This window comes from Labrenzia sp. THAF35 (genome assembly GCF_009363595.1).
GTDB lineage: Bacteria > Pseudomonadota > Alphaproteobacteria > Rhizobiales > Stappiaceae > Roseibium > Roseibium algicola.
This window is the reverse complement of sequence record NZ_CP045380.1, coordinates 696,998-714,312: the sequence shown is the minus strand read 5'-3', so window position 1 is coordinate 714,312 and position 17,315 is coordinate 696,998. Positions and strand designations below refer to the sequence as shown.

Genomic DNA, 17,315 nt, shown 5'->3' with positions numbered 1-17,315 from the left:
CAAGCTTCATTCAATGACGCGGTCCGGCAACGGGCCGCGTTTTTTGTTCTTGGGGGAAGCGATCGGTCAAGTATGCAAGAGGCACGGTTCTGACGTGCCTGGCAGGCTACCTCTCAAACAGTCGGCTCTCGATCAGAAGGCCGAACGTCAGGCGCGAGCAAACCGCGCGACGTCTTCTTCTTCGAAGAACTTGAACCCGTTACGTCCGTTATGCTTGACCTCGTATAGCGCCATATCGGCGCGCTTTATCACTGGACGAGGATCCAGTTCCGTGCCCGTTATCGGAGAAATTCCGACGCTGACGCCAACCGAAATAATGTGATCCTGAACAGCGAACGGTGCCCCGATCTTGCGGACGATACGATCGGCGATCTCGGCCGTACTGGCGTTGCCGGAACCTGTTCCGGTCAGGATGATCCCGAATTCGTCGCCGCCGAGACGAGCGACCAGATCTGAGGACCGGACACACTCGCGCAGTCGCTGTGCGACTGTTTTAAGAAGTTCGTCACCGACATCATGACCGAAGCTGTCATTCACCGGTTTGAACTTGTCGAGATCCAGCAGCATCAGGTCGCCTGCAATGCCATTGGCCGATGCCGCATTCAGGGCTTCGTCCAGCTTTGCATTGAATAGCGTTCGGTTGGCGAGCCCGGTCAAGGTGTCATGGTGAGCGGCAAACTGGATCTTTTCAGCCGCCAGTTCACGGGACGTGACATCTTCATGCGTACCGATCCAGCCGCCCGCCGGCAAGGGCGCATGGACCGCGCTGACAATCCTGCCGTTGGGATGTTTGAACTTGGAACGGACCACTTCGCCTGCCGATAGACGGATCATCAGATCCATGACGTGTTCCTGAACATCGCCCTCGAATTCGCCGCGATCCTTCTCGGCCTGGATCAATTCGATGAGGCTGACACCCTCGTAAACATCGCCCTCAGGTTTGTTGAAGATTTCGATGTACTGCCGGTTCCACAATGACAGTCGGCCACGCGCATCGAAGACGCTGACACCCTGGCGCATATTGGCGAGAATGGCTTCGAGTTCCTGCGAGCGATGCCGTGCCAGCCGTTCGTTCGCCGCAAGTTGTTCTTCCAGGTTCTTCCGTTCGGTGATGTCGTAAAAATTATGGATCAGACCACCTGACGGCAGTGGCGTGCTCCGGGTTTCGATGTAGGTGCCGTTCGCGGCACGCCGTTCGAAGACCTGCGATTTTTTCAGGTCGTACTTCCGATACCGCTCCAGAGCGAGAGCCTCTGGGTCGCCAGGGCCGTAGTCACCTCTTCGAGCGTTGAAGAGAAAGAAGTCGTAAAGATAAGGCCGATCTTCAATCAACTCATCAGAATATTCGAGAAGGTCGCGGAACTGCTGATTGCTCGATGCGAGCCGGAGCGTTTCATCGTAGTGAACGATCCCGCCCGGAAAGTTGTCGAAGATGCTTTGCAGCGTGTCGGCCTGCTGCTTGGTCTCGGTAATGTCCGTCAGGGAGACGACGACACCGTCCAGATCGAACTCCTGATCGTCGTCGATTGGCATGGCGCTCAGGCGAAGCCACTTCCTCGGACGCCCGTTGGTGGGGGAGAGACGGGCGATGACGTCCCTCAGTGATCCCGGGTCACGCGCAGCAAGCTCCAGCGGAGCATGGCACGGACCCTTGCCTTCAAGGTCACAGCGAAGGCCAAAATCAATGTCGGTTACGTTCAACCCGACCAGCTCCCTGCCGGTCACGCCCAAGAGGTCGATCGCAGCAGGATTGGCTGACTGGATCTCGCCGGTATGTGTCAGCAGAAGAATACCTTCGCTGAGAGACGCGAGCGTTGTCCTTTGGACGGCCTCGGAATACCGCAAGATGTTCTCTGCCCGTTTGCGCTCCGAAATATCAAAGAAACTGGTGATAAGGCCGCCGCTCGGCAGAGGGATACCACGGACTTCCAGATGTGTCCCATCGGGGCTGACGCGCTCGTAAATATGCGGTTTGGGATCATTGAAATACCTGAACCGTTCTTCCAGAAGCTTGTCCGGGTCTCCCGGACCGTAGTCTCCCCGCTTTGCCAGATATGTCGCCACTTCCAGCAATGGCGCCTTGCGATCAATAAATTCCTGCGGCAGTTGCAGAAGGCGCTGAAAATCCTTGTTGCAGACCGCAAGCCGTCTGTCGGGGTCATAATAGACGAGGCCACCCGGCAGGTTGTCGAAAATGGCTTGCAGAGCGATGAGCTGCCGCTTGGTCGCGGTGACGTCGGTCAGGGAAAGGACAACGCCGTCGAGGCCATACGCATTGTCGTCGCCAATCGATTTCGCATTCAGCCGCAGCCAGACGGATTGGTCGGTCCCGCGACGGGTCACGTTTGCAACGACGTTACAAACCTTGTCCGGATTGACCGCTGCCTGTTGCAGGGGATTGCAGCCGGAAACGTGGCCGTCTTCTTCGCATTCGATATCGAGGTCGAGATCCTGAAGCTTTTGACCTTTCATTTCCCCGACGGTGTAGCCAAGCAATGCAGCTGCTGCAGGATTGAAGGACTGGATCTGTCCGGCTCTGTTGACGAGGAGAATCCCTTCACTCAGGGATTCCAGGGTGGTGCGATGGACCGCTTCGGAATGAAGCACGGCCTGTTCGGATTGCTTGCGTTCGGTAATGTCCTGGAAGGCACCAATCAAACGGGTCGTGCGACCATCTTCGATGATGGGCCTGCCTGCTGTGCGGACCCAGATCTCACGCCCCCTGGCGGTCACGAACGGGAGTTCAAGATCCCAGGCAACACCTTCCTTGATACTCTTGATGACGGCATCCGAGATCTGGCGACGGCAATCCGGTGCGTAGAAGGAAAGCGCCATATCGACAGTCGGAACGAAGTCGTCATCCACTTCATGGATTTCGCAGGTTTTTTCCGTCCAGGTTACCGTGTCGGTATCAATATCCACTTCCCAGCCGCCAACACCGGAAACGGCCGTGATCTCTTCCAGCAGATCGCTCTTGCGCATCGCAAGCCGTTGCTGTTCTTCGGTCGCCCGAAGGGCAGATTGCGTTTCACTCTGGGCGCGATGAGACTTCATCAGACCGAGGACGATCGATCCCATACGCTGTAATTGGCGGAGCTGTGTTTCGCTTGGCTGCCGTGGTTTGGTGTCGACGACGCAGAGTGTCCCAAGGATGTGCGTGCCATCCAGGCACAACGGCAAACCTGCATAAAAGCGTGTGTAGGGTGGACCGGCAACGAGGCTCGTATCGCGGAAGCGGGGGTCTTCGAGGGCGTTGGGAACGACCATCAACTCGCGCGAGAGGATCGCCTGATCGCAAAAAGTGCCTTTTCTTGGAGTGCCGTCGACGTCTATGCCGATCTTGGCCTTGAACCAGAGGTCATCCTTCCCGACGATGGAAATGAAGGCCATCGGGGCATCGAAGATCGTGGCAAGGGTCTCTACGAGATCGTCATATTCCGGCAGGCGTTCAGAATTGAGAATCTGAAGGGTCGCCAGTGCGTCCAGGCGGTCCTGTTCGCTGTCTCCCTGCACAGGGGTCATGATGCACTGTGCCTCTCTGCCGAACGCGTCACTATCTCGGTTTTAGTTTGTTTACTCTTAGGTATAGAACTAAAACAAAGTATTAACTTTGCGAGATTGAATTAAATTGTCCATAAAGGCAGGGTTGTTTTGCGCGGTGAGGGTGATTGTATTTTAACGAAGAATCGCCTCTAGGTAATATTCAGTAAGAATATTTGCTTAGATCGAAAAAATCGCATGAAATCTTCAATTCACGCAGAGGTTGCTCGATGTTGATATGCTTTTCGTGCAGCCTTGCAGCCTTGCAGCCTTGCAGCCTTGCAGCCTTGCAGCCTTGAAATTCAGCACGGGAAAATCCGGGCAATAAAAAACCCGGCCTGAGGGCCGGGTTTCGAGGTACGTGGTGTTCCACGGAATGTCTGCTTTTTTAGTTCAAGCAGCTTGTATTCTTATGCCGCGCGGCGGAAGGACAGGCTCATGCCACCACCGGAACGGTTGCGGCGGCGCTCTTCCGGCGGGATGTAGACGATGGCGCTATGTTCGGTGCAATAGGAGACCCCTGCTTCGACGCGCGTGCTGCACGGGAAGATGTAGTTACCAGAATCACCTTCTGCCCATTTGCAGCAGCCCGGGCGCGGGAGAGACAAGTCAGCCATGACGTTTTCCTTCGTTCTTCTTTTAACCAAGCGACAAAAGCGCTCGAGCATCCTCGGGAGGGAGGATCCGAACAGCTTTCGACAGGAATCGGATGTAAGCGGCGCCCGGGACGTCATCCGTTGTCCAACCCAATTGGGTGCCCTTCAGCAAGCGCAGGCATTACATAAGCGGCATGTCACAAAATTGCAATAGAATAGCTGGCAATTCCGGCCTGCACTCAGTGCATACCGGGTTAATGTAATGTTATCGTTTGGTTTTATTGCTTCGGCTTACTTTACCAGGCCAAAGGTTTAGCCTTTTGGCTCAGGCAACTTGCCTCCAGCCTGCCGAAGCGCATCGGGTGTATCAAGATCCAGTCTTGCGGCGGATCCGATCTCGACTTCGGCCACGAACCCGGGGTTTTCGCCAATGATGTGACGCGCTCCAACGTCGCCGCTCAAGGATCTCAGGGCTTCGAAGAAGCGTCGGTCCCACAAGACCGGATTGCCCCGTTTCCCATCCGCCGTTGCGGTGACGATCAGACTGTTGTCGTTTTCGCGGTAAGTGCCGATCAGCCTCTTCAGAACATCGCTGCCGATGCGTGGCATGTCGCCCAGAAGAACGATCACCGCATCGGTATCTGCGGCGAGAGCATTCATGCCTGTGCGGATAGACCCGGCCATGCCGTCTGCAAAATCCGGGTTGTGCACCAGCGTAACGTCCAGATCTTCCACCTGTGCGCCGACTTCTTCAGCCAGATGCCCGGTTACAAGAACGGTCTGTGACAGACCGGCGCCGGCGGCAGCTTCTGCGGCATGCCGGATCAGGGTCTTGCCGTCCAGCGTCGCAAGCAGCTTGTTCGGACCGCCCATGCGGGATGACTTGCCTGCGCCAAGGATCAGTGCCGCGATCCTGGCAGCTTCGCCCTTGCGTTTGCCTTCGCGGGGCTGCGGCCGTGTCCCGATTTCCATCAAAAGGCCTCCAACACCCATTGCGGTAATGTCGTCGGGGTGGACTTCCAGTCCGGCAAGCAGGCGGTCCAGAACCCAGTCGAAACCGTTCTCCTTCGGGCTTCGGGCGCAGCCCGGTGCGCCCAGCACGGGAATGCCGTCGAGACTTCCGAGCATCAGCAGGTTGCCGGGGTCCACCGGCATGCCCAGGTGGTGCACCGTCCCGCCGGCAAGATCCAGACCCGCAGGCAGCACGTCCTGCCTGTCGACAACGGCAGAAGCCCCGAACAGGATCAGAAAATCAGCGCCTTCTTCCTTCAGCGAGCGCAAGGCTTCGGCAACGGCTTCCCTGCTGTGGGGGACCCTGTGCTCGCTCAGGACGATTGATCCGCTCGGCAACAGCCTGTCTTCCAGCACGCGGCGGGTCTTGTCCATGGTCGAGGGCTTGAGATGCGGCAGTTGCGTTGCGACAAGGCCAACCTTGCGCGGACTGAAGCCGGCAACGCGGACTGCGCCCCTGAGAGCGTTTTCGGCGGCTCCCAGTTGTTCTTCTGGAACGGCAAAGGAAATGATCTTCGCGGTTGCAACCATTCGGCCAGCCAGAACCTTGCTGTAGTTCGGCAGGGTCGCAAAGGTGATGGCCGGATCAATCCGGTTGGCCGCGGTAACCGCATCCGCATCGACCACCAGAACGCCGTTGGTGGCGGCATAGAGGTTCATGCGCCCCGTAAAGGCGGTGTCGGTCTCAAGACCCGCACCTGCAGCAGCCGTGGCAAGCTGCTCGGCCGCGGCATCCTCTCCGGTGTCGCCGGGTTCTATCCGGGCAACCATGAGGCCGTCGATACCGGCGGCGGCAATCTCGGCGCAGTCTTGTCCCGTCAGGCGGCGGCCTTTTTTCAGCACACGGTTCGGCAGGGCTGTCTGGTGCGCGAGAATACAGCCTTCGGCATCTTCCGGCGGACAAGGGCCGAATATCATGCGGCAGCTCCCGGAGCAGTCCGTAACGCCTTGATGATGGCGCCCAGCACGGCCACCGCAATTTCCTCCGGCGAAGCTGCTCCGATATCGAGACCGATCGGAGCATCGATCCGGTCAAACAGTTCAGGTGCCAGGCCGGCTTCGGTAAAGCGTTCCAGACGCTTGCCGTGGGTCTTGCGGCTGCCGAGCGCCCCGACATAGAAACATCCCGTCTTCAGCGCTTCCATCAGGGGGTAGTCGTCGATCTTCGGATCATGAGTGACAGCGGCAACGGCCGTGAAGGCATCAAGGGGCGCATCCTTCAAGACCTCTTCGGGCCAGTCCGCCTTGAGTGTGCTTCCGGGAAAGCGGTCTTCGGTGGCAAAGGCCGTGCGCGGATCAATGACGGTCACATCAAGCCCCGCAATCTCCGCCATCGGAACAAGCGCCTGGCTGATGTGCACTGCGCCGATGATGACCAGGCGCGGCGCAGGCAAGGATACGTTCAGGAAGACTTCGCCACTTTCTGCGGTGATCATGCCGGATTTACCTGAGCGGAAACGCCTTGCAAGTTCCTCAGCCAGGGGATCGCCGGAAAAATCGTCGGATTTGCGGACGAGGCGTTGCTGCCCGTCCACCATGTCGGTCACCAGGATCGCCGCACGGCGCGCGGCACGGTCCTTGTTGAGGTCACTTAGCAGGGAAAAGTCCATGGTCTATGCGCGGTCCGTTGCCAGTTTCAGTCCAAGTCCCACCAGAAGCGATCCTCCAAGCCAGCGCGTGAGGCTCTGGAACTTCGATGTCCTGGTCAGCCGCTTTTTCACTTGGCTTGCAAAAAGAACGGTGACGATATCTGCCGAGGTGAAAGCGAAGTTGACGAACGTTCCCAGGATCAGGAACTGCGCCCAGATCGGCAGGCCTGCGTCAGGGGTGACGAACTGGGGCAGGAAGGCGATGAAGAAGATGGCGACCTTGGGATTGAGAACCTCCACCAGCACGCTGTCTGCAAAGGCTCGCTTTTCGGATTTTTGGGGCAGATTGGGTGTCGGTCCGGCCACTACGCGGGTCCGGATCATCTGGATGCCGAGAAAGATCAGGTAAAGCCCGCCAACCAGCTTCAGCGCAAAATAGAGTGTCGGCACGACACTGAATATCGCCGACAGGCCAAAGGCTGCGGCAAAGACATGCACATAACAGCCCAGGTGAATACCCGCGGCAGCCATGAAACCGGCCCGCTGTCCGCGGGCGATCGTCTGTGCGGCGGTATAAAGCAGGGCCGGGCCAGGCATATAAGCAAAAAGAGCCGTAGCGGCGACGAAGGCAAACAGGGTTTCCGTAGTCATCGAAATCAGATCCGGGATCAGGTGACGGGTTCGACGTAGACGCGAATGCGGCCGCCGCACGAAAGGCCGACACGCCAGGCTGTCTCATCGGCAACGCCAAATTCCAGCGTGGTCGGCTTGCCGGTCTCGATGACGTCGAGTGCCTCGGACACCACCGCCCCTTCGACACAACCGCCGGAGACGGAGCCTTCGAAGTTGCCTTCGGCATCAATGACAAGATGGGACCCGACCGGTCGTGGCGCGGAACCCCAGGTCTCGACCACGGTCGCCAGTGCAACGGAACGTCCTGCACCGCGCCAGCTTTCGGCGGTCTTCAAAACGTCGGGAATGGAAGTCGTCTCTGTGGCCGTCATGAGGTCGCCCCTTCAAGGTAGGACCTTCAATATAGATCTTTCTGAATTTGATGAAAGAGAGCAGGCGAGGGAAAGCAAGGGCAGCGTCACCCTGTGCTCCTCGCGCCAACTGCGGACTTTCTCAGCGATCATCCATCCGGCGGGACGTCGTGATCGGGAAGCGCAAGAGCGTTGTCTACCCACGAAAAAACGGCTCCTCGAGGGGGAGGAGCCGTTCAGGTTTTGCGGGGTATTATTTTCGGGCTTATTCGGCAGCCATACGCACGGCGGGAGCGGCATTCAGCACGGCACCGTCGACATGGGCTTCAAAGGTCGCGAAGTTCTTGACGAACATTTGCACCAGCTTGGCGGCCTGAACGTCATAGGCATCCTTGTCCGTCCAGGTTTCGCGCGGGGTCAGGATCGTATCGTCGACACCTTCGACGGAAACCGGCACATCGAAGCCGAAGTTCGCATCGGTGCGGAACTCGGCGTCCTTCAGGCTTCCGTTCAGTGCGGAAGTGAGCAGCGTGCGGGTTGCCTTGATCGGCATGCGCTGCCCGGTGCCATATGCACCGCCGGTCCAGCCGGTGTTGACCAGCCAGCAATCCACATTGTGCTTGGCAATGAGGTCCTTCAACAGGTTGCCGTATTCGGACGGATGCCTCGGCAGGAACGGCGCGCCGAAGCAGGTCGAGAAGGTCGCCTGCGGCTCGGTAACACCCTTTTCCGTGCCGGCCACCTTGGCGGTGTACCCGGACAGGAAGTGATACATCGCCTGCGCCGGTGTCAGACGCGCGATCGGCGGCATGACGCCGAAGGCATCGGCCGTCAGCATGATGATGGTCTTCGGCATCGGCGCGCAGCCAGTGTCGCTGGCATTGGAAATGAAGTGGATCGGGTAGGCGGCGCGGGTGTTTTCGGTTTTCGAACCGTCGTCGAAATCCGGAACCCGGTTCTCGTCCAGAACCACGTTTTCCAGAACCGTGCCGAAGCGCTGGGTGGTGGAGTAGATCTCCGGCTCGGCTTCCGCGGAAAGCTTGATGGTCTTGGCGTAGCAGCCGCCTTCGAAGTTGAAGACGCCGCTTTCACCCCAGCCGTGCTCGTCGTCGCCGATCAGCGTGCGGGACGGGTCGGCGGAGAGCGTGGTCTTGCCGGTGCCGGACAGGCCAAAGAACACTGCGGTATCGCCTGCATCACCCAAGTTCGCCGAGCAGTGCATGGACATGACGCCCTTTGCCGGCAGCAGGTGGTTCAGCATGGTGAAGACGGACTTCTTCATTTCGCCTGCATAGGAGGTTCCGCCGATCAGGACGATCTTGCGGGTCAGGTCGCAGGCGATCACGGTTTCTGTCCGGCAGCCGTAGCGTTCCGGACCCGCCTTGAAGCTTGGCAGATCGATGATTGTCATGTCCGGCGCAAAGCCTTCCAGCTCGGAAGTCTCGGGCCTTAGAAGGAGGTTGCGGATGAACAGCGAATGCCAGGCATATTCCGTATAGACGCGCACCGGCAGGCGATGGGTCTTGTCAGCGCCGCCGTAAAGGTCCTGTGCGAATAGCTCCATGCCCTCGGCGTGGGCAAGGAAATCGGACAGCAGCAGGTCGAAATTGGCTTTCGACATCTGGGCGTTATTGTCCCACCACACTGTGTCGCGGGTCTCGTCGTCCAGAACCACGAACTTGTCTTTCGGCGAGCGGCCGGTGTGAACACCGGTTTCGGCAACAATCGCGCCGCCGGCAGCTAGCTGCGCTTCGCCGCGGGAGAGGGAATATTCATAAAGAGCAGGCTCGTTCTGGTTCCAATAGAGCGCTTTCAGGCCTTTGAAGCCGAAAGTTTCGCAACCAATTGAGGGATTCCTGACACCTACTTCTTGCATGTTCCCGCAGTCCTCGTGATGGGGGCTAGTTTTGTCACGGCCGGAGAAAGTTAAGAAAAGCTAAATCTGGCTGTGAGGGCTGCGAACGTAGTGGAATGACTAAACGGCAGCAAGACTACCAAAGGTGCTATGTAATTGTTTAATCGATTAAAAATCACCATTAAATTGCCAATGATTAATTTGGACGTCGAACTAAAATTCGAAACTTTCGGAATGTTCGAAATGTTGATTGAATCGAAAGAAAGTGCGTTCATTTCGCACTTGTAGTAGAGACTCGACTGAGCCCCGCCACCAATGTACGAGACTTGACGTTAAGTTGGTCTCTTGAAATCTTTTACAGTGATCCCCACCAATGCAGCCGGCTGGGCGGTCTTTGTGTCATGCAAGCATATCCGGAGGCGGATTGCCTTAATTTATGCGCATTTAGCAGGCCAAAGGCTGTGTGTTACATTAATGCCGATGCGCGCCATCGGTGCGTTGCCGGAAATGGAAAAACAAAGCATGCCGACAATTGCCCTGGTCGATGACGACCGCAACATTTTGACTTCGGTCTCTATCGCATTGGAAGCGGAAGGCTATCGCGTTCAAACCTACACCGACGGTACATCGGCGCTCGACGGCCTGCAGAGCGACCCGCCGGAACTCGCGATTTTCGATATCAAGATGCCACGTATGGACGGCATGGAACTGCTGCGCCGCCTGCGCCAGAACTCCGATCTGCCGGTAATCTTCCTGACCTCCAAGGATGACGAGATCGACGAACTCTTCGGCCTGAAGATGGGCGCCGACGATTTCATCCGCAAACCCTTTTCGCAGCGGCTTCTGGTCGAGCGTGTGCGCGCGGTGCTGCGCCGGGCGCAACCGCGTGACGCATCCACGCCGCGCGACGATGCCGACAAACTGCTGGAACGTGGCCAGCTTGTGATGGACCAGGAGCGTCACACCTGCACCTGGAACGGCAAACCTGTCACGCTGACCGTGACCGAATTCCTGATCCTGTCCGCGCTCGCGCAGCGGCCCGGTGTCGTCAAGAGCCGTAACGCGCTCATGGACGCGGCCTATGACGATCAGGTCTATGTGGATGACCGCACCATCGATAGCCACATCAAGCGGCTGCGCAAGAAGTTCAAGGTTGTTGATGACGACTTCGACATGATCGAAACCCTCTACGGTGTCGGGTATCGTTTCCGGGAAGTCTGAAACGGACCGGTAGAGCGACTGTCCCGGTAAAACCTGGAAACGATCTGCTTTTGGCTGTTCAGTCGGTTTCGATTGAACAGCCTTTGATCTAATGTGAGCCTGAATGGCGGTGGAAAGCGAGAGCGCGGAAGAGATTGGTGCCTCTGAACCTCAGAACGGTTCGGATCGCTCCCGTCTGCGCCGGCTTGGCAACAAGCGCATCCGTCGCCGTCTGCTCAGCCAGTTGGGCCGTATCTTCGGAACGTATGTTCTCTCGTCGCTGACGCGGCGGATCATCGCCATCAACCTCGTGGGTCTGCTGGCACTGGTGATCGGTATCCTGTACCTCAACCAGTTTCGCGCGGGGCTGATCGATGCACGGGTGCAGAGCCTTCTGACCCAGGGCGAAATCATTGCCGGCGCCATTGCCGCGTCCGCCACCGTCGATACGGGCACGATCACCGTCGACCCCGAACGCCTGTTGCAGTTGCAGGCGGGCGAAAGCATTACCCCGACCCAGGAAGATCTCGACAGTCTCGACTTTCCGATCAACCCGGAACGGGTCGGTCCCGTGCTGCGCCGCCTGATTTCGCCGACCAAGACCCGGGCGCGTATCTATGATCCGGAAGGCATTCTCATCCTCGACAGCCGCCACCTTTATACCAGCGCCCAGATCCTGCGCTTCGATCTGCCGCCTCCGACGGCGGAGGAGGAAGGCTTCTGGGATTCGACCTGGCAATGGGTCAAGCGCTGGCTGCGCCAGGGTGACCTGCCGATCTATCAGGACGTAGGCGGTGGCGATGGCCGTGCCTATCCGGAAGTGGAGGCGGCGCTTGCCGGATCCCCGGCCAGCGTGACGCGGATCTCGCAACGGGGCGAGCTGATCGTTTCCGTTGCCGTGCCGATCCAGCGGTTCCGCGCGGTCCTTGGGGCCTTGCTCCTGTCGACACAGGGCGGTGACATCGACGCCATCGTGCGGGCCGAACGTATCGCCATCATTCGCGTGTTCCTGTTTGCCGCCACAGTGACCATCCTTCTGTCGATCCTGCTGGCCGGGACGATTGCCGGCCCGGTCAGGCGCCTTGCGGCTGCCGCGGACCGCGTGCGGCGAGGCTCGACTTCTCGCGAGGAGATACCGGACTTTTCGGATCGGCAGGACGAGATCGGCCATCTGGCGCGTTCGTTCCGGGAAATGACCCACGCGCTCTACAACAAGATCGATGCGATCGAGCAGTTTGCCGCCGATGTCGCGCACGAATTGAAGAACCCGCTGACATCGCTGCGCAGCGCCGTGGAAACCCTGCCGCTGGCCAAGTCCAAGAATTCGCAGGACCGGTTGATGGAAGTGATCCAGCATGACGTGCGCCGCCTCGATCGTCTGATCAGCGACATCTCCGATGCTTCCCGCCTTGATGCGGAACTGGCCCGGATCCAGGCCGAGCCGATCGACCTGGCCGAGCTGCTGCGCAACATGGCCGATGCCGCCAACCAGCGATCCGGAGCGGATGAGGCAAGTGTCAAGCTGGCCGTTGCAGATGCTCAGGGCAGCAAGCCTTATCAGATGCAAGGCCATGATATTCGCCTCGGACAGGTCGTCAGCAACCTTCTGGACAACGCCAGGTCCTTCTCGCCCGCCGGCGGAACGGTTCGGGTGGATCTCAGCCGGGACGGCCGGATGATCAAGATCATCGTGGATGATGACGGTCCCGGCATCCGTGCTGAAAACACCGAGCGAATTTTTGAACGCTTCTATACCGACAGGCCCGAAGGCGAAGGCTTCGGCAACAATTCCGGTCTGGGTCTGTCGATCTCCCGGCAGATCATCGAAGCCCATGGCGGGACCATAGTTGCCACCAACCGGCTGGTGCCCAGTCGGGACGGCAAGCAGAAGATTGCAGGTGCTCGTTTCACCATCTATCTGCCGGCAGGGCGGAGCAAGTGACGCCTCCGGCGGTTCATGCCAACTGCGTGGTGGTGGGCACAGCCGGCCTTCTGATCCGGGGTGGTGCCGGAAGCGGCAAGACAACCCTTTCGGATATTCTCATCGAGGCGGCACGGGCCAAAGGCAATCTCGGCCTTCTGGTGGCTGACGACTACACGCATGTTGCTGCAGCCGATGGACGGCTCGAGGCGCATGCGCCGCGGACGATCGAAGGCCGCATGGAAGTCCGCGGTTTCGGTGTTGTCGAAACGCGCTTTCTGCCGCACGCGCAAGTGCATCTGTTGGTCGAACTGAAGCAGGCCGACGCCATCGAGAGGATGCCGGAGCAGGCTCTTGCGACAACCTGCCTTGAAGGCGTGCATTTACCGGTGGTTATGTGCCCGCAAAACGACCCTGAGCACAGCCTGCGCCTGATCCGTTGGGCGTTACGGCACCTTTTCCCCAAAGGACCGGATTATATTTGAGGCAGCAGGGGCGTTTTTTGCTTGCAACTGACGAAGCGGTTGAAGAGAGTGCATCAGACTGATAAACGCCCGGCTCTTTCCGGATCTCTTTTGGGATCCTGAGCTTAACGCACTCGATAATCAGGCTAACTGACGCATGATCGGACTTGTACTTGTTACGCACGGGCGCCTTGCTGAGGAATTCAAAGCGGCGCTGGAACATGTTGTCGGTCCACAGGAACAGGTTGAAACCATCTCCATTGGTCCGGATGACGACATGGAGCAGCGGCGCCAGGACATTCTGGCCGCTGTTGAAGCTGCCAATTCCGGCAAGGGTGTGGTGCTTCTGACGGACATGTTCGGTGGCACACCTTCCAACCTCGCAATTTCCGTGATGGACAGCAAATCCGTTGAAGTGGTGGCCGGTGTCAATCTGCCGATGCTGATCAAGCTTGCCAGTGTGCGCGCAGATCGCGAACTGGCCGATGCTGTCGACGAAGCCCGTCAGGCCGGCCAGAAATACATCTCGGTTGCCAGCCAGGTGCTGTCGGGACAGAACTAAAACAACAATGACAGCGCAGACCGTGTTGGAAAAAGACCTGACAATCGTCAACCGCCGTGGCCTGCATGCCAGGGCTTCCGCAAAGCTGGTGAAGCTGGTGGAGACGTTTGACGCAGACGTCCAGGTTTCCAAGGACGGCCAGACCGTCGGCGGAACGTCGATCATGGGTCTCATGATGCTCGCTGCCAGCCCGGGTTGCTTTATCACTGTCAGCGTCACCGGCTCTGATGCAGGAGACGCCATGGCGGCGATTGCCGAACTCGTCGAAAGCGGCTTTGGCGAAGAAGATTGATTTTGACATTTCGTGCCGCCACCCTGCGGTGCACATTCCTGCTGCGGTCGATCGAGTGAATTCCGGGCATCGGCCACACCCTTCCAAACCGAACCGGGGGCCGACATGGCGAGCCACACTCAGGACCGACTGATTTCCGCCGCACGCACTGCACTTACCCATGTCCATGAGGCGTTGGAACTTGAATTCGCGTTCGAACTCTGGGACGGATCCCGGGTACCTGCCGATGCGCCGGCGGACGGTCTGCGGCTTGCTCTTTCCGAAACGGCGCTGACGCGTCTTCTTCGCCGTCCCGGCATCAAGACGCTGATCGATCTCTATGCAAATGGCGACGTCGACCCGCGCGGTGGCAGCATTTTCGACTTTGCCGAAAAGCGGCCGACACTCAAAAGCCGGGAAATTCGCAAACGCCTCAACAAGACCCTGCTTCTGAAAACCGGATTTTCGCTCTGGCGCGGCTCTGGTCGCGAGGCTGAAGCCAACCCGGACGGGCTTGATGCCGGTCAGTCAGCGGACCGAAGCTCCGGCAGCCGCAAGGACGACATCGCGTTCCATTACGACGTTTCCAATGACTTCTATCGGCTCTTTCTCGACCCGGAGATGGTCTACACCTGCGCCTATTTCTCCGACTGGTCGAACGATCTGGCGACGGCGCAGGAAGACAAGCTCGACATGATCTGCCGCAAGCTGCGGCTGAAGCCGGGCGACCGGATGCTCGATATCGGTTGCGGCTGGGGCGCCCTGATTTGCCACGCCGCCGAACATTATGGCGTGACAGCCGTTGGGGTCACACTGGCGGAAGAACAGCTGAAGCTTGCCGAGGAGCGGATCAAGGCGCGTGGCCTTGAAGACAAGGTCTCGGTCAAGCTGATCGACTATCGCGACATGGACGGGAAGTTCGACAAGATCTCTTCCATCGGCATGTTCGAGGCGGTCGGGCTGGACAATTACGACAATTATTTCCAGAGCGTGCACCGCCTGCTGAAACCGCGGGGTGTCTACCTGCACCATGCGATCACCCGCCGCGGAAAAAAGGATCTGAAGGCGTTCCGCCGCAAGAAGCCGGAATACCAGGCGCTGGTACGCTATATCTTCCCGGGAGGGGAGGTCGACCACATTGGCTGGACGCTGACCAATCTGGAAGCGCACGGCTTCGAGGTTCACGACGTCGAAGCCTGGCGCGAGCACTATGCCCGCACGACACGGCTGTGGGCGGAAAACCTGATGAAGGTAAAGGACGCGGCTGTCGCGGAAATAGGCGAGCACAAATATCGTCTTTGGCTGGCCTATCTCATTGGCGTCTCGCTCGGCTTCGAACGCGGCTCCATCGGCATCTTCCAGACGGTCGCGACGCGTCGCACCAAGGGTCCGTCAGGCATGCCGCCATCACGGGCGGATCTCTACCGGACGTGATTGGGACATATGATATAAAGAATTCTTTATATCTTTATTGCGTGATGACCCTGCTGACGCTATAACCCCTTCCAACGATTTCCGGAGCCTTCCGGATTTCGGCTGTCGCCCGCCCCTGGTGCCGTTTTGGCACTGGTTCACGAGATGGCGGCGACACTCAAGGGGCCTTGCGCCTGAAGCTGGCTCAAAACAGCAGGACTTATTCATGACCGACTACATCGTTAAAGACATCGGGCTCGCAGACTGGGGCCGCACCGAAATCGAGATCGCCGAGCACGAAATGCCGGGCCTGATGGCCTGCCGCGCCGAATTCGGTGACTCCAAGCCGCTCAAGGGTGCCCGCATTGCCGGTTCCCTGCACATGACCATTCAGACCGCCGTTCTGATCGAAACGCTGGTTGCACTGGGTGCGGAAGTCCGTTGGGCGTCCTGCAACATCTATTCCACGCAGGATCAGGCAGCCGCTGCGATTGCAGCTGCAGGCATTCCGGTTTTCGCAACCAAGGGCGAAACCCTGGAAGAATACTGGGATTATGCCGACAAGATCTTCGACTTCCCCGAAGGTGCGAACATGATCCTGGACGATGGCGGCGACGCCACGCTCTACATCCTGCTCGGTGCACGGGTCGAAGCCGGTGAAACCGGTCTGATCGATAACCCGAAGTCGGACGAGGAAGTGTGCCTGTTCGCGCAGATCAAGAAGCGCATGGCCGCCAACCCGGGCTGGTTCACCAAGCAGAAAGAGCTGATCCAGGGCGTTTCGGAAGAAACCACCACTGGCGTTCTGCGTCTTTATGAAATGCAGAAGAAGGGCGACCTGCCGTTCCCGGCGATCAACGTCAACGACAGCGTCACCAAGTCCAAGTTCGACAACCGTTATGGCTGCCGTGAGTCCCTGGTCGACGGTATCCGCCGCGGCACCGACGTGATGATGTCCGGCAAGGTTGCCGTTGTCTGCGGTTACGGCGACGTCGGCAAAGGCTCCGCACAGTCCCTGGCTGGTGCCGGTGCCCGCGTGATCGTCACCGAAATCGACCCGATCTGCGCCCTGCAGGCTTCCATGGACGGTTTCGAGGTCAAGACCATCGAGCAGGCTCTTCCGGAAGGCGATATCTACGTCACCGCGACCGGCAACAAGGACATCATCACCTTCGACCACATGCGTGGCATGAAGGACATGGCGATCGTCTGTAACATCGGCCACTTCGACAACGAGATCCAGGTTGCTGCCCTCAAGAACACCAAGTGCCGCCCGGTCAAGGACCAGGTCGACATGTATGTGTTCCCGGATGGCAAGCGCATGATCCTGCTTTCGCAGGGCCGTCTGGTGAACCTCGGCAATGCGACCGGCCACCCGAGCTTCGTCATGTCCGCAAGCTTTACCAACCAGGTTCTGGCGCAGATCGAACTCTTCACCAAGGGCGATCAGTACAAGAACGAAGTCTACGTGCTGCCGAAGCATCTGGACGAGAAGGTTGCGCGCCTTCACCTGGAGAAGCTGGGCGTCACGTTAACCGAATTGTCGGACGAGCAATCTCAATATCTGGGGATTAATAAGGCTGGTCCGTTCAAGTCGGAACACTACAAATACTGATTCCGGCGAGGCGGCCCACTAGATGTGGTGATCGCCTCGATTCGGGTCTGTGAACAAAAAAATGCAGGACCCTTTAATTTTAAGGGTCCTGTTAACTTTTCAATAACGGACTCTTCTGCGTGATTCTCAAAAAGGTTATGGTTTAGGCGAATCAAAGGCCACGAGGCGGATGTCTTTGATTTGCTCCCAGAAACCGGGAGCTGCGGCCCGCAAGAACAGGGCAAGGCGGCACAAGGGGATCACAATATGCCGATAAGCGGCAGGAACGACGCGCGGCCACGCGCGGCGTGGCGAG

Annotated in this window: 14 protein-coding genes; 7 read left to right on the top strand and 7 right to left on the bottom strand. The window is 58.5% G+C overall.

The features are described from left to right. Window positions 1-147: 147 nt before the first annotated feature. The 7 genes from FIU93_RS03315 to FIU93_RS03285 all read right to left on the bottom strand — a co-directional run bounded on the left by FIU93_RS03315 (window position 148) and on the right by FIU93_RS03285 (window position 9,595). The gene (locus FIU93_RS03315; protein ID WP_152504820.1) at window positions 148-3,522 is read right to left on the bottom strand and encodes a PAS-domain containing protein; all 3,375 of its coding nucleotides are present in this window, start codon (window positions 3,520-3,522) and stop codon (window positions 148-150) included. A 428-nt stretch (window positions 3,523-3,950) separates the two neighbouring features. Beyond that, entirely contained in the window at window positions 3,951-4,157 is a 207-nt protein-coding gene (locus FIU93_RS03310) for a hypothetical protein (RefSeq protein ID WP_022998990.1), read from the bottom strand. 291 nt (window positions 4,158-4,448) lie between these two features. Further along, on the bottom strand, window positions 4,449-6,065 hold the full coding sequence (locus tag FIU93_RS03305) for a molybdopterin-binding/glycosyltransferase family 2 protein (RefSeq protein WP_152504819.1): 1,617 nt from the start codon (window positions 6,063-6,065) through the stop codon (window positions 4,449-4,451). Next, window positions 6,062-6,757, bottom strand: a complete 696-nt coding sequence (locus FIU93_RS03300) for an XdhC family protein (protein ID WP_077290987.1) — start codon at window positions 6,755-6,757, stop codon at window positions 6,062-6,064. The genes FIU93_RS03305 and FIU93_RS03300 overlap by 4 nt, the downstream gene beginning before the upstream one ends. Before the next feature lie 3 nt (window positions 6,758-6,760). Continuing rightward, window positions 6,761-7,387, bottom strand: a complete 627-nt coding sequence (locus tag FIU93_RS03295) for a LysE family translocator (RefSeq protein ID WP_152504818.1) — start codon at window positions 7,385-7,387, stop codon at window positions 6,761-6,763. A 17-nt stretch (window positions 7,388-7,404) separates the two neighbouring features. Beyond that, window positions 7,405-7,740: an XdhC family protein gene (locus FIU93_RS03290; RefSeq protein ID WP_152504817.1), complete on the bottom strand. Its 336-nt coding sequence runs from the start codon at window positions 7,738-7,740 to the stop codon at window positions 7,405-7,407. A gap of 244 nt (window positions 7,741-7,984) precedes the next feature. Continuing rightward, complete coding sequence (locus tag FIU93_RS03285) at window positions 7,985-9,595, bottom strand: phosphoenolpyruvate carboxykinase (protein WP_152504816.1); 1,611 nt, start codon at window positions 9,593-9,595, stop codon at window positions 7,985-7,987. Window positions 9,596-10,096: 501 nt separating this feature from the next. On the opposite strand from FIU93_RS03285, the gene FIU93_RS03280 reads away from it, so the two are divergent. The 7 genes from FIU93_RS03280 to ahcY all read left to right on the top strand — a co-directional run bounded on the left by FIU93_RS03280 (window position 10,097) and on the right by ahcY (window position 17,020). Then, window positions 10,097-10,795: a response regulator transcription factor gene (locus FIU93_RS03280; protein ID WP_031268674.1), complete on the top strand. Its 699-nt coding sequence runs from the start codon at window positions 10,097-10,099 to the stop codon at window positions 10,793-10,795. A gap of 103 nt (window positions 10,796-10,898) precedes the next feature. After that, on the top strand, window positions 10,899-12,716 hold the full coding sequence (locus tag FIU93_RS03275; protein WP_152504815.1) for a sensor histidine kinase: 1,818 nt from the start codon (window positions 10,899-10,901) through the stop codon (window positions 12,714-12,716). Then, window positions 12,713-13,180 (top strand): aldolase, encoded by a 468-nt coding sequence (locus tag FIU93_RS03270; protein WP_075281671.1) that lies wholly within the window; start codon window positions 12,713-12,715, stop codon window positions 13,178-13,180. Before FIU93_RS03275 ends, FIU93_RS03270 begins: the two co-directional genes overlap by 4 nt. 136 nt (window positions 13,181-13,316) lie before the next feature. Next, window positions 13,317-13,721 carry a PTS sugar transporter subunit IIA gene (locus tag FIU93_RS03265; protein ID WP_022998980.1) on the top strand — a complete coding sequence of 135 codons (405 nt, stop codon included), beginning with the start codon at window positions 13,317-13,319 and terminating at the stop codon, window positions 13,719-13,721. A gap of 7 nt (window positions 13,722-13,728) precedes the next feature. Then, window positions 13,729-14,013: an HPr family phosphocarrier protein gene (locus FIU93_RS03260; protein ID WP_022998979.1), complete on the top strand. Its 285-nt coding sequence runs from the start codon at window positions 13,729-13,731 to the stop codon at window positions 14,011-14,013. A 105-nt stretch (window positions 14,014-14,118) separates the two neighbouring features. Continuing rightward, window positions 14,119-15,426 (top strand): cyclopropane-fatty-acyl-phospholipid synthase family protein, encoded by a 1,308-nt coding sequence (locus FIU93_RS03255; protein ID WP_152504814.1) that lies wholly within the window; start codon window positions 14,119-14,121, stop codon window positions 15,424-15,426. Window positions 15,427-15,631: 205 nt separating this feature from the next. Next, window positions 15,632-17,020, top strand: coding sequence for an adenosylhomocysteinase (gene ahcY / locus FIU93_RS03250; RefSeq protein ID WP_022998977.1), 1,389 nt, complete (start codon window positions 15,632-15,634; stop codon window positions 17,018-17,020). Window positions 17,021-17,315: the final 295 nt, after the last annotated feature.

What these genes read in the sequence shown, in the direction of transcription:
- FIU93_RS03280 (WP_031268674.1), top strand. Translation starts at nt 10,097, where the DNA reads ATGCCGACAATTGCCCTGGTCGATGACGACCGCAACATTTTGACTTCG.
- FIU93_RS03260 (WP_022998979.1), top strand. Translation starts at nt 13,729, where the DNA reads ATGACAGCGCAGACCGTGTTGGAAAAAGACCTGACAATCGTCAACCGC.
- FIU93_RS03300 (WP_077290987.1), bottom strand. Translation starts at nt 6,757, where the DNA reads ATGGACTTTTCCCTGCTAAGTGACCTCAACAAGGACCGTGCCGCGCGC.
- FIU93_RS03305 (WP_152504819.1), bottom strand. Translation starts at nt 6,065, where the DNA reads ATGATATTCGGCCCTTGTCCGCCGGAAGATGCCGAAGGCTGTATTCTC.
- FIU93_RS03290 (WP_152504817.1), bottom strand. Translation starts at nt 7,740, where the DNA reads ATGACGGCCACAGAGACGACTTCCATTCCCGACGTTTTGAAGACCGCC.
- FIU93_RS03275 (WP_152504815.1), top strand. Translation starts at nt 10,899, where the DNA reads ATGGCGGTGGAAAGCGAGAGCGCGGAAGAGATTGGTGCCTCTGAACCT.
- FIU93_RS03285 (WP_152504816.1), bottom strand. Translation starts at nt 9,595, where the DNA reads ATGCAAGAAGTAGGTGTCAGGAATCCCTCAATTGGTTGCGAAACTTTC.
- FIU93_RS03315 (WP_152504820.1), bottom strand. Translation starts at nt 3,522, where the DNA reads ATGACCCCTGTGCAGGGAGACAGCGAACAGGACCGCCTGGACGCACTG.
- FIU93_RS03310 (WP_022998990.1), bottom strand. Translation starts at nt 4,157, where the DNA reads ATGGCTGACTTGTCTCTCCCGCGCCCGGGCTGCTGCAAATGGGCAGAA.
- FIU93_RS03265 (WP_022998980.1), top strand. Translation starts at nt 13,317, where the DNA reads ATGATCGGACTTGTACTTGTTACGCACGGGCGCCTTGCTGAGGAATTC.
- FIU93_RS03295 (WP_152504818.1), bottom strand. Translation starts at nt 7,387, where the DNA reads ATGACTACGGAAACCCTGTTTGCCTTCGTCGCCGCTACGGCTCTTTTT.
- FIU93_RS03255 (WP_152504814.1), top strand. Translation starts at nt 14,119, where the DNA reads ATGGCGAGCCACACTCAGGACCGACTGATTTCCGCCGCACGCACTGCA.
- ahcY (WP_022998977.1), top strand. Translation starts at nt 15,632, where the DNA reads ATGACCGACTACATCGTTAAAGACATCGGGCTCGCAGACTGGGGCCGC.